Below are 15,726 nucleotides of genomic sequence, written 5' to 3'. Positions count from 1 at the left end.
CCGCGCCTCAGGCGCTGTCGGCGGCCGGAGCCGGGGACTCCAGCGCGTAGCCGACCCCGTGCACGGTGCGGATGCGCTCGGCGCCGATCTTGCGGCGCAGCGCCTTGATGTGGCTGTCGACTGTGCGGGTGCCGGAGGCGTCCGTCCAGTCCCACACCTCCGCGAGGAGCTGTTCGCGCGACAGGACGGCCCGGGGCGAGCCCGCCAGGCACACCAGGAGGTCGAACTCGGTCGGCGTCAGGTGGACGTCGCGGCCGGTGACGCGGACCCGGCGCTGCGCGTGGTCGATTTCCAGTTCGCCCAGGCGCAGCGAGCCGGACGGCGGCGCGGAGGCCGCCTGGGCGGCCCGCTCCACGCGGCGCAGCAGGACGTGCACGCGCGCGGCCAGCTCCCGCATGGAGAACGGCTTGGTCATGTAGTCGTCCGCGCCCACGCCGAGACCGACGAGCATGTCCGTCTCGTCGTCCCTGGCGGTCAGCATCAGGACCGGCACGGGACGCCTGGCCTGCACCCTGCGGCACACCTCCAGGCCGTCGTACCCGGGCAGCATCACGTCCAGGACGAGCAGCTCGGGGTGCCAGCTCTCGGCGGCGGCCACCGCTGCGGGGCCGTCGGCGGCGGTCTGCACGGCGAACCCCTCGGCGCGCAGCCGGGCGGCGATCGCCTCCACGATCGTGGGGTCGTCCTCGACGACGAGAATCCGGCGCTGCGCGCCGGGGGTGGCCGCCGCCGCGCCCGTGCCGCCCTGGTCCCGGACCGTGTTCCTGTACTCCATACGCCCGCCCTGCCCCTGTGCCCGGCCACTGCCTGTGTGGCAGCAGCGTAAGGGGAGGGCGCGGGCCCGGCCATGGCCGGGCCCGGACCGGGCGCCGGGGGCTGAACGACGCGTTCCGCGGCGGGCGCGGGACGGCGCGCACGGGCCCGGCGGCCCGCTTCCCGGGCGCGTCACCGCGCCCGCGCGCCGGCGGGCGCGGTGACGTACGCTGGCATGCTCTCCGGCTGGTTGACAGGGGTGGCCCCGACCACTGACATTGACGGTGCCCAGGGCGTGTGCCGGACGTCTGTGCGGGCACGATCCCCAGTCGGCCCGCGCGCGGCGCGGGACCCGGTGCGCCGGGTGAGGAACGCGGGCGTGGCCGAGCGGAGCGGGGTGAGGCCACCCGTACACGGAAGGAGCCGGGCCATGCGGACGACAGCACGTGCGGCGGCGCGCGTCCAGCGCGCGGCGGGTCCGGGCCGGGCCGTGCCGCACGGAGCCGGCGGGGCGGGCCCGGCGGGGCCCGGCGAGCCTCCGCACCTGCCTCCGCACGTCCACCTGCTGCGGCTGCTTCCGACGCCCAAGGGCACCCCCTTCACGTTCTGCTACCTGCTGCTCCTGGCCGTCACCACCGTGCTCACCGAGATCGGCGACCCGGCCGCGGTGAGCCGCTGGCTCGCCGGGTCGAGCACGGATGTGCAGAACCTGGCCAAGGAGCCGCTGTTCGTCCTCGTGGCGAGCGCGCTGATCTACCAGGGCGCGCTGCTGTCGCCCTACGTCCTCGGCTTCGTGCTCGCGCTGACGGGTCTCGAACGCCGCGTCGGCGGCTGGCGCACGGCGGTCGTCTTCGTCGCCGGGCACGTGCTGGCCACGCTCGCCACCCAGCTCACGGTGGCGGCGGCCGTGGCCCTGGAACACCTGCCGGAGTCCTCGCTGACGCGGTTGCAGTACGGCATCACCTGCGGCGTGCTGGCGTGCGCCGGAGCGCTGGCCGGGGTGCTGCGGGTGGTGTGGGCGCGCTGGCTGCTGCTCGCCGCCGTGACCACGGTGGTCGTCGCGGAGCTCGTCTCGCTCACCGACCCGGTGACCGACTGGAGCCACCTGCTGGCCCTCCTCACCGGTATCGCGCTGTGGCCGCCGCTGCGCCGCTACCAGCGCACCGGCTCGGCCGCGCATCCGCGCCCCGCCGTTCCCTGACGCACGCCGCACGACGTCCCCCGCCTCCGCGGGCCGCGCCCGCCTCCCCAGGCCGCGCCCGCCTCCGCACTGGCGGGTGCGCACGGGTGCACAGCTTCGGCAACTGATCGCTCTCAGCGAACGGCGCGGAGCCCCGGGAACAACTCCCCGCGCCCCGGCATTGAACCCGGCACGTAGTTGAGTCCAACTAACTCAAGTTGCTTGTCGAGGGAGATGTCATGGCTTTGTCGCAGGACACGCTCACGCTGCCCGTGGTGCCGCTCGACGACGAAGTGGTGCTCCCCGGCATGGTCGTCCCGCTGGACCTGACGGAGTCCGAGGTGCGCGCCGCCGTCGAGGCCGCGCAGTCCGCGGTGGCTCCCGGGGGCGGCAAGCCGCGGGTGCTGCTCGTGCCACGGGTGGACGGCCGGTACGCGTCGGTCGGCGTGCTGGGCCGGGTGGAACAGGTCGGCCGGCTCGCCGACGGCGATCCGGGCGCCCTCATCCGGGGGCTGGGCCGCGTCCGCATCGGGGCGGGCACCTCCGGGCCCGGCGCCGCCCTGTGGGTGGCCGGCACCGAGATCGCCGAGGAGGTCCCCGAGCCGCTGCCCGGCGCGGTCGCCGAACTGGCCGAGAAGTACAAGGCGCTCACCACGAGCTGGCTGCGCAAGCGCGGCGCCTGGCAGGTGGTGGACCGGGTGCAGCAGATCGACGGCGTCGCGGCGCTGGCGGACAACGCCGGGTACTCGCCGTTCCTCACCGTCGACCAGCGCGTGCGGCTGCTGGAGACCACCGACCCGGTCGAGCGGCTGAGGCTCGCCGTCTCCTGGCTGAGCGACCACCTCGCGGAGGAGGAGGTCGCGGAGTCCATCGCCAAGGACGTCCAGGACGGCGTGGACCGGCAGCAGCGGGAGTTCCTGCTGCGCCGCCAGCTCGACGCCGTCCGCAAGGAGCTGTCCGAGCTGACCGGCGACGGCGAGGAGGGCGGCGAGGACTACCGTGCCCGCATCGCGGCCGCCCGCCTCCCCGAGGACGTGCGCAAGGCCGCGGAGAAGGAGGCCGACAAGCTGGAACGCGCCTCCGACCAGAGCCCCGAGAGCGGCTGGCTGCGCACCTGGCTGGACACCGTGCTCGAACTGCCGTGGAACGAGCGCACCGAGGACTCCTACGACATCCCGGCCGCCCGTGCCGTGCTGGACGCCGACCACGCGGGCCTGGACGACGTCAAGGACCGCATCACCGAGTACCTGGCCGTCCGCAGCCGCCGCGCCGCCCGCGGCGCCGCCGGTGGCCCGGCCGGTGGGCCCGCCGGTGCCGGCGCCGGTGAGGCCGGGGACGGGACCGGGGACGGGCGCAGGCAGGCGGGCGGGGCCGTGCTGGCCCTCGTCGGTCCGCCCGGCGTCGGCAAGACGTCCCTGGGCGAGAGCGTCGCCCGCGCGATGGGCCGGAAGTTCGTCCGCGTCGCGCTCGGCGGCGTCCGGGACGAGGCGGAGATCCGCGGCCACCGGCGCACCTACGTCGGCGCGCTGCCCGGCCGGATCGTCCGGGCGGTCAAGGAGGCCGGGTCGATGAACCCGGTCGTGCTGCTGGACGAGATCGACAAGGTCGGCTCCGACTTCCGGGGCGACCCCTCGGCGGCGCTCCTCGAAGTGCTGGACCCGGCGCAGAACCACACCTTCCGCGACCACTACCTCGAAGTCGAACTCGACCTGTCCGACGTCGTCTTCCTGGCCACCGCGAACGTGCTGGAGGCCATCCCGCAGCCGCTGCTCGACCGCATGGACCTGGTGCGCCTGGACGGCTACACCGAGGACGAGAAGGTCACCATCGCCCGCGACCACCTGCTGCCCCGGCAGCGGGAGCTGGCCGGACTCGACGCGCGGGAGGTCACCGTCACCGAGGACGCCCTGCGCAAGCTGGCGGGCGAGTACACCCGCGAGGCCGGGGTGCGGTCCCTGGAGCGGCACCTGGCACGGCTGCTGCGCAAGGTCGTCGCCCGCGCCGAACTGGGCGAGGAGCGGCTGCCGGTCACCGTGTCCGCCGACGGGCTGCGGTCCCTGCTCGGACGTCCGCACCACACGCCCGAGGCCGCACAGGACCCGTCCGGGCGCCGCACGGCGGTGCCCGGCGTGGCGACCGGACTCGCGGTCACCGGCGCCGGCGGCGACGTCCTCTACGTCGAGGCGTCGCTGGCGGACCCGGAGACCGGCGGCGCGGGCCTCACGCTCACCGGCCAGCTCGGCGACGTCATGAAGGAGTCCGGCCAGATCGCGCTGTCCTACCTGCGCTCGCGGGGCGCGGAGCTGGAGCTGCCGGTCGGCGACCTCAAGGAGCGGGGCGTCCACCTGCACGTCCCGGCGGGCGCCGTGCCCAAGGACGGGCCCAGCGCGGGCGTCACCATGATCACCGCGCTCGCCTCGCTGCTCGGCGGGCGCCAGGTGCGGCCCGACGTGGCGATGACCGGCGAGGTATCGCTGACCGGCCGGGTGCTCCCCATCGGCGGCGTCAAGCAGAAGCTGCTGGCCGCACACCGCGCGGGGATCACCACCGTGATCATCCCCGGGCGCAACGAACCGGACCTGGACGACGTGCCCGAGGAGGTGCTGGCGGACCTGAGCGTGCACCCGGTCTCGGACGTCCGCGCGGTGCTGGACCTCGCCCTGGCCCCCGCGACCGCGGACACCCGCACGCTGCCGCTGGCCGCCTGAGCCGCGCGGTCCCGCCCGCCCCCGCCGTCGGGGCCGCGCACCCGCCGCCCCGTTCCCCGGCCCTCCCGCCGGGGGGCGGGGCGGCCCCCTGCCCGCTGCGCGATACTGGTCGGCACCGGTCCGGGCCGCGGACCGGGGGACCGACCGCCGAAGGAGTGCTGACGTGCACGACGACGGGCCCGCCCCCGAGATGCTGGACCTCGAACGCGAGCTGTCCGTCTTCCTGCGCCGGGCCCGGGCGTCCTCCGGTGAGATCGCCCGCGCGGTCCACCCCGACCTGGAGCCCGCCGCGTACGGGCTCATGCTGCGCCTGGAGGACACCGGTCCGCAGCGCGCCACCGACCTCGCCGCCTACTTCGGTGTCGGGAAGGCCACCATGAGCCGCCAGCTCCGCGCCCTGGAGACGCTCGGCCTGCTCACCCGCGCCCCCGATCCGGCCGACGGCCGGGCCTGGCTGGTGCGGCTCACCGACGAGGGCCGCCGGCGGTTCGCCCGGGTGCGCGGCGCCCGGCGCGAGCGGTACGTGGCCCAGCTCGCCGCCTGGGACCGCGCGGAGATCGCGGAACTGGCCCGCCTGCTGCACCGACTCAACGCGCCGGACCTCCCCGAGCACTGACGCGGCGTCGGCGGGCGGCCCGGTGCGGGCGGGCCCCCGGGTGCGGGCGGGCCCCTGTACGGGCGGCCCGGTGCGGGCGGGCCGTCAGAACTCCACGAGGGCCGCCGTCGCGTCGTCGCTCGTCTTGCCCCGCGGGTACGCCGTGCCGGACGGGTCGGCGGCCTCCGCGTCCCGCACCCGGCCGATGAGCGCCTCGGGGCCCTCCGCGCGCAGCACCGCGTACAGCCCGGCCCAGTCGCCCAGCCCGAAGACCTCGGTCCAGCGGGACGCCCCGTCCGTCAGCGCGGCCAGCGACCGCACCGCGGCCCGCGGCGTCGTGCCGGTGACGGCCAGTTCCGCGACGGCCGGATCGGCGGCGGCGGTGTGGAACCCGCCCTCGGCGTTGCGCAGCGCCTCGATCCGCGCGACCCGCTCGGCGCGCGGCAGTTCCCGCACGGCCGGCCGCAGCGCGTCCAGCCGGTCGTCCAGCACCGGCGTGACCGCGCCGGACGGCGAGACCAGCAGCAGGACCGAGTCCGACAGCACCAGGTGCTCCACCGCCTCCTCGTCCCACCGCGCCGCGACGACGGTTGCCTGGGGCGTCCGGACGTGAGAAAGGTCACAGGTCGACCGGTGTGCCGCGGCGGTACGGGCCACCGCCTCCGCCAGGCACTGTGTCAGCGTCATATCCCGCCGCGAAGCGGACAGTTCGAGCAGCGCGGCACCCAGCCGGGCGGTGTACCAGGGCACGCCGTGCACACACCCGTCGTCACCGGGCGGCGGCGTGACACCGTCCAGGACGACCAGCGCACCGCCCGTCCCGGAACGGTGTGAGGTCGTCGAAACCCAGTCCTCGTTGGGGACGCCGGGGGTACCCGGACGGGTGGCCGTCTGTACGCGCATGGGGTCAGTCTGCCGGGGAGGCGTCCGGACGGCCGCACCCGCCCCGGCCACCGGTGCGGCGGGCCGTTTCACCCGGAATCACCCCCTCCGCGAAGCTGCGGGCGCGCATCCTGCCACGGCCCGGCGGACCTTTCCAACCCCCGGGCTCCCGCGAGGTACGGCCCGCGTGCGCACCGGAGTTGTTCCGCCACTCCTGAGTGATGTTCACTCCTTCGAGTGGTGCGGCAGAGGAAGACCGACCGCCCCGAACCGGCACTGGAACAGTCGGGTGCCGTCACGGTGGCGCGGCCGGTCCTTGCCGCACCGTAGGAGTCGCCGACCGGGCAGCCCCCGGAAGGTGGTAAGGAGAATGCGAGCGCGGGTGGGCGAGAAGCGACTTCGAGGCAGCCGTCACAGCGGGCAGGACACCGCGACCGCCGCCTCCCCCGCGGGTTCCCCGCGCCGCCGGGCCAAGGTACGCAACCGGCTGCTGGCCTCGGTCGCCCTGTGCACCGTCGCCGTCCTGGGAGCCGGAGCGCCCAGCGTCGTCACGGGCACCGCCGACGTGGCCGAGTCCCAGGACCTGGTGGAGCGGGCCGACACCGCGCGGCGCGCCGTCTCCCTGGCCCACGCCCTCGCCGACGAGCGGGACGACACCGTCCGCACCCTCGCCGCCCCCGGCGCGACGCCCGCCCCGGACGCCGCCCAGCGCACCCGCGTCGACCGCAAGGCCGCCGAGCTGCGCCCCGTCCTGCCCGCGCCGGTGCGCCTGCTCCTCGACCGCCTGCCCCGGCTGCGCCAGCAGGCGGACGCGGCCGGCGGCGGCACCGAGGACGCGCACGCCGCGTACTCCGGCTACACCGGCCTCGTCCAGGCGCTCGGCTCCCTCGCCGAGGACACCGCCCGCGCCCTGCCCGCCCGCGCCGCCGGGACGCCCGCCCCCGGCGAGAACGGGCCGGGCACGGGCGGGACCGCCCACGCCCTGCCCTACCTCGGCCGCGCCGTGGAGCACGCCTCCGCCACCCGGGGCCTCCTGCTCGGGGTGCTGGCCTCCGGGAACGGCGACACCCGGCTGGCGCAGGCCGCCCAGCTCGCCCGCACCCGCGAGGAGGCGGCGCTCGCCGACTTCGAGCGGCTCGCCCCCGAGCGCACCCGCGAGTCCTACGGCAGCACCGTCAACGGGACCGACGTCACCGCCGCCGAACGCCACCTCGACGCACTCGCCGACGCGCCCCGGCTGGACGCCGGGGAACTCGCCACCGCCGCGGACGACGTCGCCGCCACCCTCACCGCCCGCATCGACCGCATGCGCGGTGTGCAGTCCGCACTGGCCGGGGCGGAACTCGCCCGGCTCGAACAGCTGCGCGACGACGACGTCACCGCGCTCCAGCTCCGCATCGCCCTCCTCGGCGCTGCGCTGCTCCTGGTGGTGGGCGCCAGCGTGCACGCCGCCCGCTCGATGGCCCGTCCGCTGGCCGCCGTGCGGCGCGGCGCGCGGCGCGTGGCCGCGGACCCGCTCGTCGAGCAGCCGGTCGCCTGGAACGGCCGCGACGACGAGTTCGCCGACGTCGTGCGGGCCGTCAACGCCCTGCGCGAGGCCGCCGCGGCGGCGGGGGAGCGGGCCGGACGGGCCGAGGCCGACGCCACCGAGCGCGCCGCGGCCCGGGACCGGCTGGCCGCCGAGTGCGAACGCCTCCGCGCCGAGCAGACCGCGCTGGGCCGGGAGATCGAGGGCGTCAACGACGCCGTGCACGGCACCTTCGTCCAGCTCGCGCGGCGCAGCCTCGGCCTGATCGAGCGGCAGCTCGCGCTCATCGAGTCGATGGAGGAGAAGGAGGCCGAGCCGGAGCGGCTCGCCACCCTCTTCAAGCTCGACCACATGGCCACCCGCATGCGCCGCCACGGCGAGAACCTGCTGCTGCTCACGGGGGCCGAGCACGCCACCGGCCACCACCCGCAGCCGGTGCCGCTGCTGGACGTGCTGCGCGCGGCGGTCAGCGAGATCGAGCGCTACGAGCGGGTGGACCTGACGTCGCTGCCGCCGCACGCCCAGGTCGCCGGTTTCGCGGCGGACGACGTGAGCCACCTCGTCGCCGAACTCCTCGACAACGCCACCGCGTTCTCCCCGCCCAACGCCGAGGTCCAGCTCTCGGGCTGGATGCTGGAGAACGGCGAGGTCATGCTCTCCGTCCAGGACGAGGGCATCGGCGTGACCGCCGACCGGCTGGCCGAGCTGAACGAACGCCTCGGTGAGCCCGGTGCGCAGACACCGCCCTCGCCGGAGCGGCCGGACGCGCTCGGGCTCGGACTGTACGTCGTCGCGCGGCTCGCCGCCCGGCACGGCATCCGCGTCCAGCTGCGCCCGCAGCGGCAGGGCGGCGTGGCGGCCGTCGCGGTCCTGCCGCGCGCGCTGCTGCCCGACCGCCCGGCGCCGGGCGCGGGCGCGGGCGGCGACGTGGCAGCCGGGTCCGCACCCGGACTGCCCGGGTCGGTGGCCGAGGCCAACTCCAACGTGCTCCCGACGCGAGGGGGCCGCCACGCCGCCCCCCGTCCCGCTCCGGCCGCGGCCCCGGAACCCGCGGTGGCCCCGGAACCCGCGCTGGCTGGGGAGCCGGTGCCCCCGGCCGCCCCGTCCGCCGCCGGGGCCCCGACCGGACCGGCCCCGACCGGACCGGCCCCGACCGGACCGGCCCTGCCCGGCCCCGTGCGGCCGTCGGGGCCGGACGAGCACGGCCGGACGCCCGACGCCGTCCCGGCACCGCGTGCCGCACCGGCCCCCGCTCCGGCGTCCGGCCAGGGCGACGCGGCCGGTGCCGCGCCGCGGCGGCTGACCGACAAGGGGCTGCCCAAGCGCACCCCGCACATCACCGCCCCCACGGCCGGGGACGACGAGCGGCGCCCGGCGCGTGACCGGGTCTCGCACGCCGACGAACTGCGCAAACGGCTCGGCGGGTTCCAGCGCGGTGCCCGCGAGGGGCTGCGCGAGGCGGCGGCCCGGATCGCCGCCGACGTCCCGCCCGGCACCGAGGCGGGCACCGACGCCAACGCCGGCGCCGATCCCGGCGCCGGCCAGGACGAGCACGGACACCGGACGGGGGCGGACGACATGGGTGGCACCGAGGAGGCACGTCAGTGAACGCGTCCACCACCACGCACGCGTCGAGCAGCGAGGCCGACAACCTGCGCTGGCTGCTCGCCAACCTGGTCGAGGAGGTGCCCGGCATCCGCTCGGTCGCCGTCGTCTCCTCCGACGGCCTGCTGCTGCTGTCCTCCGACCCGGCGCAGACCGCCGGCCCGGAGGACACCGGCCAGGGACCGAGAGGATCGAGCGCCGACCTCGCCACGATCGTCTCCGGCCTCGGCTCGCTGACCACGGGCGCGGCCAAGCTCATGGAGGGCGGCCGGGTCCGGCAGACGATGGTCGCCATGGACGAGGGCAGCATGTTCGTCATGGCCATCAGCGACGGCTCGCTGCTCGGCGTGCACGCCGCCCCGGACAGCGACATGAACGACATCGGCTACCACATGGCCCTCTTCGTGGGCCGGGCCGGGCACGTCCTCACCCCCGAACTCCGCACCGAGCTGCGCAAGTCGATGGAGGGGGAACAGTGACGTCGCACTCCCCGCTGCCCCAGCGCGCGACCGAGAACCGCAAGCCCGCCCGTGTGCGCCCCTACTCGCTCACCGGCGGCCGCACCCGCTTCGGCCACGTGCTCCTGGTGGAGACCTTCGTGGCCGCCGTTCCCGCCCTGGAGGGCCCCGAGGCGCCGCCCGAGCTGCCGCCGCTGGGCCGCGCCGGACTGCGCGACCGGGTCATGCCCGAGATGCGCGCCATCATCGAGCTGTGCCGCCGCATGCGGACCGTGGCCGAGATCGCCGCGCTGCTGCGGATGCCGCTCGGCGTGGTGCGGGTCCTCCTCAGCGACCTGGCCGACCAGGGGCGCATCCGCGTCTACGGAACCGGGCGGGAGACGACCGGACGCCCCGACCGCGCACTACTGGAAAGGGTGCTGGGTGGACTTCGCAGGCTCTGACACCGAAACCACCGGAACCACCGGAACCACCGGAACCACTGCCATCACCGGAACCACCGGAACCACCGGAACCACCGAGACGACCGCACACGCCGCACCCACCGCGATGAGCGCGCCCCCCGCGCCTGCCCCCGTCGCCGAGCCCGCGGAAACGCTCCAGGACTGGCAGAAGGACACCACCCGGGCACCGATCGCCACCAAGATCGTCGTCGCGGGCGGCTTCGGCGTGGGCAAGACGACCTTCGTCGGCTCCGTCTCCGAGATCGAACCCCTCACCACCGAGGCTGTGATGACCCAGGCCAGCGAGGACACCGACGACCTCGCGGCCACCCCGGAGAAGACCACGACCACCGTCGCCATGGACTTCGGCCGCATCACCCTCGACGCCGGCCTCGTGCTCTACCTCTTCGGCACGCCGGGCCAGCAGCGCTTCTGGTTCATGTGGGACGACCTCGTGCGCGGCGCGATCGGCGCCGTCGTCATGGCCGACACCCGGCGCCTGGAGGACTGCTTCCCCGCGCTCGACTACTTCGAGAGCTGCGGCCTGCCGTACGTCGTCGCGGTGAACCACTTCGAGGGCAGCGAGCGCTACGAGCCCGAGGACGTCCGCGAGGCCCTGTCGATATCCGCCGGCGTCCCGGTGATCATCATGGACGCGCGCCGCACACCGAGCGTCGTCGCGTCCCTGTCGGCCCTCGTGGGCCACGCGGTCGAGCTGACGCCCGCCTGACGCCGCCCGGCCCAGGCATCCCACGTCCCGCACGCCGGCGCACGAGTTACGAGGAGAGTCCCCCATGCGCAGAATACTCATCGTGGGAGCCGGCCAGTCCGGGCTCCAGCTCGCGCTCGGCCTGCAGGCCCAGGGCTACGACGTCACGGTCATGTCCAACCGCACGGCCGACGAGATCCGCGGCGGGCGGGTCATGTCCACGCAGTGCATGTTCGACCAGGCCCTCCAGCACGAGCGCGACACCCAGATCAACTTCTGGGAGAACCAGGCCCCCCGCATCGAGGGCCTGGGCGTCTCCGTCGCCGCCCCCGACAGCTCCCGCGCGATCGACTGGCTGGGCCGTCTGGACGGCTACGCCCAGTCCGTCGACCAGCGGCTGAAGATGGCCGGCTGGATGGAGACCTTCGCCCAGCGCGGCGGACAGCTCGTCATCCACGGCGCCGCCGTCTCCGACCTGGACTACTTCGCCCGCACCTACGACCTCGTGCTCGTCTCCGCGGGCAAGGGGGAACTGGTGTCGATGTTCGCCCGGGACGCCGCCCGCTCCCCGTACGACGCCCCGCAGCGCGCCCTCGCCGTCTCCTACGTGCACGGCCTCGGCCCCCGCCCCGAGCACCCCGGCACCGAGGCGGTGCGCTGCAACCTGGTGCCCGGCGTCGGCGAGCTGTTCGTCATGCCGAGCCTCACGCTCTCCGGCCGGTGCGACATCCTGTTCTGGGAGGGCGTCCCCGGCGGCCCGCTGGACGTCTTCCGGGGCATCAAGGACCCGGCCGAGCACCTGGCGGTCACCCTGGAGCTGATGGCGACGTACACGCCCTGGGAGCACGCGCGGGCCGGGCACGTGGAGCTGACGGACGCGGGCGGCACGCTCGCCGGACGCTACGCCCCCACCGTCCGCAAGCCCGTCGGACGGCTGCCGGGCGGCGGGGCGGTGCTCGGCGTCGCGGACGTCGTCGTGGCCAACGACCCCGTCACCGGGCAGGGCTCCAACTCGGCGTCCAAGTGCGCCGCCGCCTACCTCGCCGCCATCGTCGAGCGCGGTGACCAGCCGTTCGACGAGGCGTGGATGCAGTCCGCCTTCGACCGCTACTGGAACACCGCACAGCACGTCACCAAGTGGACGAACGCGATGCTGGCACCGCCGCCCGAGCACGTGCTGAAGCTGATCGGCGCCGGCGGCGGACTCCAGCCCGTCGCCGACCGGTTCGCCAACGGCTTCAACGACCCGGCCGACTTCGAGGAGTGGTTCTACGAGCCGGAGAAGGCGGAGGCCTACCTGGCCTCCGTCACCGGCTGACGGTTCCCGGACCGGCCGCTGCGGGCGGCGACGCCCGGCCGTACCCCGCGTCGTCGCCGTCCGCCGCCCCCGCCGGCAGCGGCGGGGGCGCGTAGCGGGTCAGGGGGCGCGCGTCCGGGTCGGGGCGCACCGCCCCCAGCAGCGGGTTCGCGGCGATCGGCGACACCTTCACGGCGGCGCCGGGCCGCGGCGCCTGCACCACCTTGGCGTCCCCCACGTACAGGGCGACGTGCGTGGCGTCGTCGAAGTACAGCACCAGGTCACCCGGGCGCAGGTCGGCCAGGCCGACGCGCGGCAGCCTGCGCCACTGCTCCTGGCTGGTGCGCGGGATGACGCGGTCCGCCCGCGCCCAGGCGTGGGACGTCAGCCCCGAGCAGTCGAAGGCCGCGGGCCCCTCCGCTCCCCACCGGTAGGGCTTGCCGACCTGCGCCAGCGCCGTGCGCACCGCCCGCGCGCCCGGCGCCGACGGCGCGCGTTCCGGGTCCAGCTCGCCGCGCGCCAGCAGCGCGCGCTGGGCACGCTCCGTCTGCGCGCTCTCCAGCCGCCGGACGGCGTCCAGCTCGGCCTCGCTCAGCGACGCCAGCAGCCCCGCGACGGCGTCCAGCCGCTCCCGCACCGCGTCCCGCTGCCGCTCCCGCCGCTCGGCCAGCTCGCGCTGCCGGTCCAGGGCGCGCCGGGCGTGCCCGGCGGTGCTGTCCAGCAGCCGTTCGCCGTCCGAGACCCGGCGCACGGTCGCCGCCTGGCCGCTGACGGCGCGGGCGAGCAGGTGGCGCCGGTCGAACGCCTCCTGCGGATCGCGGCTGAGCAGCAGCCGCAGGTAGGGGGTGAGCCCGAGCGTGCCCCGGTACTGCTCCCGCGCGAGCCGCCCCGCCGTGCGCCGCTCGGCCGCGAGCCGTTCCCGGGCGCCGTCCAGCCGCCCCTGCAGCCGGTCCACCTCGGCCTGCTGGAGGCGCAGGGCCTCGTCCGCGGCGTTGTAGGCGTCCGTCGCGGCCCCGGCCTGCCGGTAGACGGTGCGCAGCTCGGCCAGCAGCTCGCCGACCGGCCGCGCGGCTCCGCCCGGCGCACCGTCGGGCGGTGCGTGGGCCGGGGCGCCGCCGGGCGGTGTGCCGTCGGGCGGGGCGTCGTCGGCCGGTGCGCCCGGCGGCACGGCGGGGGGCCGGTCGTCCCGGCCCGCCCCCGGCGCGTCCGGAGCGGCGCCCGCGGGGAAGGCCAGCGGACCGGGCGGCACGGCGAGGGCGAGCGCCACCACGGCCGCCGCACCCGCGCGCCGGGCCCCTCGTCTCAGCGTCGCTGACACCACATCACCTCCGGGCACCAGAGGAGGGGACGGGAGCCGCGAGCGGGCATATTGTCAGTGCGGTTGTGGGCCAGGCAGCCGCGCAACACCACCCGTGCGGGTGGCGCGGGACGGCACGGGCCAGGGGCCGGGCAGGGCTCCGGGCGGTCAGGAGCGCCTGCGCCAGGGCCACCGAGGGCCGCCCCGCCGCCCCTCGGGATCGTGGACGTACCGCCAGCCGCGCGGCATCCCCAGCCGCGACACCGCGGCGGCCTCCAGCCGGTACACGTGGACGGTCGGCGGGCCACCCGCCGGATCGGGCACCGGGATCTCGTACCGCCCCGGCGGCCTGCCCGTCACCCCCAGCAGCACGTCCAGGACCCGCCCGTCCATCGGACCGCCCACGAACACCGTCTCTTCGCTTCTCATACCGGCAGTGTCACCCGGGCCGCGCGCCCGCCGTCACAGCAGGTGCGCCGCCCCGGCCACGACGGGGACGACCCGGCGGGCCAGCTCCCCCACCGGGCCCTCCCGCACCTCCTGCCCGAGCGCCCGCGCCGCCACCTCGGCGCACTGGGCGTCCCGCGCCGCGGTGGCGGTGAGCTGCGCGGTGAACTGGTCCACCAGCCAGTCGCGCAGCTCGTCCAGCGGCGGCTGTTTGCCCTCGTCCAGCCAGATCAGCGAGGCCGCCTCCACGGCGGAGATCCAGGTGCGCACCATCAACCGCAGCCGGGGGCCCGGCTCGTCGACCTCCAGGTGCAGCAGGATCTGCTCGGCCGCCACCCGGCGCACCTCGTCCACGATGGCCGTCGTCCGGGACGTCTGCACCACGCTGCCGCCCGCCAGCAGCGCGGTGAAGCCCGCGTCGTGCTCGTCCACGAAGGCCAGGTAGCGGTCGAGCACCCGCAGCAGCCGGCCGGAGAGGGCACCGGCGGGCGGTTCGTGGAAGCACCCCTCCAGCAGGTCGGCGGCGCCGCGCAGCGCCGCCTCGTACAACTGCTGCTTGCCACCGGGAAAGTAGCGGTAGACCAGCGGCCGGGACACGCCCGCCGCACCCGCCACGTCGTCCAGCGAGACCTCCTCGGGCGGCCGGTGGGCGAACAGCCCGAGCGCCGCCCCGATCAACTGGCTCCGGCGTTGCTCCACGCTCAGCCGTCGGTACGCGGGGGCGGTCATACCGGGCAGCGTAACGGGCGCGGGCCCGCCCGGCACCGGTCGGGGCGGCGCCCCCGTACGGCGGCGGGGGCGGGCCCGCGCGGGGCCGGGGCCCGCCCCCGCCGCGACGCCCCGGGGCGCCGCGCTCAGGCCAGCAGCCCGGAGCTGCGCCACAGCTTGCGGCCCACGCCGCGCAGCACGCCGATCTCGTCCAGGAAGTCCGTCAGCCGCTTCGCCCCCGACTGCATGACCTCCCGGCGGTGGCCGCTGGCCTTCACCTGGGCGACGGCCTCCCGCTTGTCCAGGCCCACCTGCGCGTACACGTCCGGGTTGACGAAGGCGATCGAGAACACGCGGGCCGCCTCGCCGCAGCTCAGCCGGGTCAGCTCCTGCTCCCAGCGCGGCGCCGTCACCATCTGGCGGCGCAGCTCCTCGCGGGCGTACCGCACGTGCCGCGCCTCCTCGACGACGTGGATGCGCGTGACGCCGCGCACCAGCGGCTGCACCCGCTCGTCGGGGAAGGTGAGCCGCTGCATCCAGTCGAGGATCTCCTCGCCCAGCAGGGTGCACGCGAACGAACCGGGCGTGGTGGAGACCGTCTTCAGGATGCGGGCCATGTTGTGGTACAGCGGCCGGACCGGGTACGCGGGCGCCCCGCCGCGCTGGATCATGCGGGCGAACATCATCGAGTGGCGGCACTCGTCCGCTATCTCGGTGAGCGCGTAGCGGACGTGGTTGCTGGTGATCGACTTGTCGTAGATGTGCCGCACCAGGAGCTGCATGAGGATGATCTCGAACCAGACGCCGAGCGAGGCGAGCGAGGCGGCCTCGTGCCGGGCCAGGTCCATGCGCTGCTCCTGCGACATGCGCTTCCACAAGGGGGTGTCGTAGAGCGAGACCAGCTCCGGCGGCCAGAACCACTTGCCCTCCTCAAGGGGCGCGTCCCAGTCCAGCTCCTCGTCGGGGTCGAAGGAGTGCTTGCGGGAGGATTCGAGCAGGCGCTCGGCGACCTGCTCGCGGTCCTTGAGGAGACCGAGGGCGTCGCGCAGCAGTGCCTGCTCGTCCGCGAGGTCGGGGGCTGTCGTCATGGGGGAGTGCACCTCACTGCGTCTGGGT

At 75.9% G+C, this 15,726-nt stretch carries 14 protein-coding genes; 8 read left to right on the top strand and 6 right to left on the bottom strand.

Going from position 1 to position 15,726, the window contains the following annotated elements; all coding sequences use genetic code 11:
* Positions 1-7: 7 nt before the first annotated feature.
* Entirely contained in the window at positions 8-775 is a 768-nt protein-coding gene (locus V1J52_RS05320; RefSeq protein ID WP_330138416.1) for a response regulator transcription factor, read from the bottom strand.
* A gap of 408 nt (positions 776-1,183) precedes the next feature.
* Here V1J52_RS05320 and V1J52_RS05315 point away from each other — a divergent pair, with 408 nt between their 5' ends.
* The 3 genes from V1J52_RS05315 (at position 1,184) to V1J52_RS05305 (ending at position 5,257) form a co-directional block, all read left to right on the top strand.
* Positions 1,184-1,954, top strand: coding sequence for a rhomboid-like protein (locus V1J52_RS05315; protein WP_330138415.1), 771 nt, complete (start codon positions 1,184-1,186; stop codon positions 1,952-1,954).
* Between the two features lie 218 nt (positions 1,955-2,172).
* Entirely contained in the window at positions 2,173-4,641 is a 2,469-nt protein-coding gene (gene lon, locus V1J52_RS05310; RefSeq protein ID WP_330138414.1) for an endopeptidase La, read from the top strand.
* 190 nt (positions 4,642-4,831) lie between these two features.
* Positions 4,832-5,257: a MarR family winged helix-turn-helix transcriptional regulator gene (locus V1J52_RS05305; protein ID WP_330138832.1), complete on the top strand. Its 426-nt coding sequence runs from the start codon at positions 4,832-4,834 to the stop codon at positions 5,255-5,257.
* Positions 5,258-5,341: 84 nt separating this feature from the next.
* Here V1J52_RS05305 and V1J52_RS05300 read toward each other — a convergent pair whose 3' ends face one another.
* Positions 5,342-6,139: a hypothetical protein gene (locus tag V1J52_RS05300; RefSeq protein WP_330138413.1), complete on the bottom strand. Its 798-nt coding sequence runs from the start codon at positions 6,137-6,139 to the stop codon at positions 5,342-5,344.
* 349 nt (positions 6,140-6,488) lie between these two features.
* On the opposite strand from V1J52_RS05300, the gene V1J52_RS05295 reads away from it, so the two are divergent.
* From V1J52_RS05295 to V1J52_RS05275, 5 genes are all read left to right on the top strand, one after another.
* Positions 6,489-9,254 (top strand): sensor histidine kinase, encoded by a 2,766-nt coding sequence (locus V1J52_RS05295; RefSeq protein ID WP_330138412.1) that lies wholly within the window; start codon positions 6,489-6,491, stop codon positions 9,252-9,254.
* Positions 9,251-9,730, top strand: coding sequence for a roadblock/LC7 domain-containing protein (locus tag V1J52_RS05290; RefSeq protein WP_330138411.1), 480 nt, complete (start codon positions 9,251-9,253; stop codon positions 9,728-9,730). Before V1J52_RS05295 ends, V1J52_RS05290 begins: the two co-directional genes overlap by 4 nt.
* The gene (locus V1J52_RS05285) at positions 9,727-10,152 is read left to right on the top strand and encodes a DUF742 domain-containing protein (protein WP_330138410.1); all 426 of its coding nucleotides are present in this window, start codon (positions 9,727-9,729) and stop codon (positions 10,150-10,152) included. The genes V1J52_RS05290 and V1J52_RS05285 overlap by 4 nt, the downstream gene beginning before the upstream one ends.
* A gap of 106 nt (positions 10,153-10,258) precedes the next feature.
* The gene (locus V1J52_RS05280) at positions 10,259-10,882 is read left to right on the top strand and encodes a GTP-binding protein (RefSeq protein ID WP_330138409.1); all 624 of its coding nucleotides are present in this window, start codon (positions 10,259-10,261) and stop codon (positions 10,880-10,882) included.
* Between the two features lie 64 nt (positions 10,883-10,946).
* Positions 10,947-12,179 (top strand): styrene monooxygenase/indole monooxygenase family protein, encoded by a 1,233-nt coding sequence (locus tag V1J52_RS05275; RefSeq protein ID WP_330138408.1) that lies wholly within the window; start codon positions 10,947-10,949, stop codon positions 12,177-12,179.
* On the opposite strand, the gene V1J52_RS05270 is transcribed toward V1J52_RS05275, so the two are convergent.
* The 4 genes from V1J52_RS05270 to V1J52_RS05255 form a co-directional block, all read right to left on the bottom strand.
* Positions 12,169-13,476: a C40 family peptidase gene (locus tag V1J52_RS05270; protein WP_330138407.1), complete on the bottom strand. Its 1,308-nt coding sequence runs from the start codon at positions 13,474-13,476 to the stop codon at positions 12,169-12,171. The two genes, V1J52_RS05275 and V1J52_RS05270, sit on opposite strands and share 11 nt — an antisense overlap.
* Before the next feature lie 147 nt (positions 13,477-13,623).
* Entirely contained in the window at positions 13,624-13,884 is a 261-nt protein-coding gene (locus tag V1J52_RS05265) for a DUF8847 domain-containing protein (protein ID WP_330138406.1), read from the bottom strand.
* A 33-nt stretch (positions 13,885-13,917) separates the two neighbouring features.
* Positions 13,918-14,631 carry a TetR/AcrR family transcriptional regulator gene (locus tag V1J52_RS05260; protein WP_330138405.1) on the bottom strand — a complete coding sequence of 238 codons (714 nt, stop codon included), beginning with the start codon at positions 14,629-14,631 and terminating at the stop codon, positions 13,918-13,920.
* Positions 14,632-14,756: 125 nt separating this feature from the next.
* Positions 14,757-15,698 (bottom strand): AurF N-oxygenase family protein, encoded by a 942-nt coding sequence (locus V1J52_RS05255; protein WP_330138404.1) that lies wholly within the window; start codon positions 15,696-15,698, stop codon positions 14,757-14,759.
* Positions 15,699-15,726 lie beyond the last annotated feature (28 nt).

Origin of the sequence: Streptomyces solitudinis (genome assembly GCF_036323765.1) — a bacterium.
Taxonomy (GTDB): domain Bacteria; phylum Actinomycetota; class Actinomycetes; order Streptomycetales; family Streptomycetaceae; genus Streptomyces.
This window is presented reverse-complemented; position numbering and strand designations above follow the sequence as displayed.

Bases quoted from the DNA above. Each gene is read 5' to 3' on its own strand.
- V1J52_RS05295 (WP_330138412.1), top strand. From the start codon at position 6,489: ATGCGAGCGCGGGTGGGCGAGAAGCGACTTCGAGGCAGCCGTCACAGC.
- V1J52_RS05315 (WP_330138415.1), top strand. From the start codon at position 1,184: ATGCGGACGACAGCACGTGCGGCGGCGCGCGTCCAGCGCGCGGCGGGT.
- V1J52_RS05280 (WP_330138409.1), top strand. From the start codon at position 10,259: ATGAGCGCGCCCCCCGCGCCTGCCCCCGTCGCCGAGCCCGCGGAAACG.
- V1J52_RS05275 (WP_330138408.1), top strand. From the start codon at position 10,947: ATGCGCAGAATACTCATCGTGGGAGCCGGCCAGTCCGGGCTCCAGCTC.
- lon (WP_330138414.1), top strand. From the start codon at position 2,173: ATGGCTTTGTCGCAGGACACGCTCACGCTGCCCGTGGTGCCGCTCGAC.
- V1J52_RS05320 (WP_330138416.1), bottom strand. From the start codon at position 775: ATGGAGTACAGGAACACGGTCCGGGACCAGGGCGGCACGGGCGCGGCG.
- V1J52_RS05255 (WP_330138404.1), bottom strand. From the start codon at position 15,698: ATGACGACAGCCCCCGACCTCGCGGACGAGCAGGCACTGCTGCGCGAC.
- V1J52_RS05300 (WP_330138413.1), bottom strand. From the start codon at position 6,139: ATGCGCGTACAGACGGCCACCCGTCCGGGTACCCCCGGCGTCCCCAAC.
- V1J52_RS05265 (WP_330138406.1), bottom strand. From the start codon at position 13,884: ATGAGAAGCGAAGAGACGGTGTTCGTGGGCGGTCCGATGGACGGGCGG.
- V1J52_RS05305 (WP_330138832.1), top strand. From the start codon at position 4,832: ATGCTGGACCTCGAACGCGAGCTGTCCGTCTTCCTGCGCCGGGCCCGG.
- V1J52_RS05260 (WP_330138405.1), bottom strand. From the start codon at position 14,631: ATGACCGCCCCCGCGTACCGACGGCTGAGCGTGGAGCAACGCCGGAGC.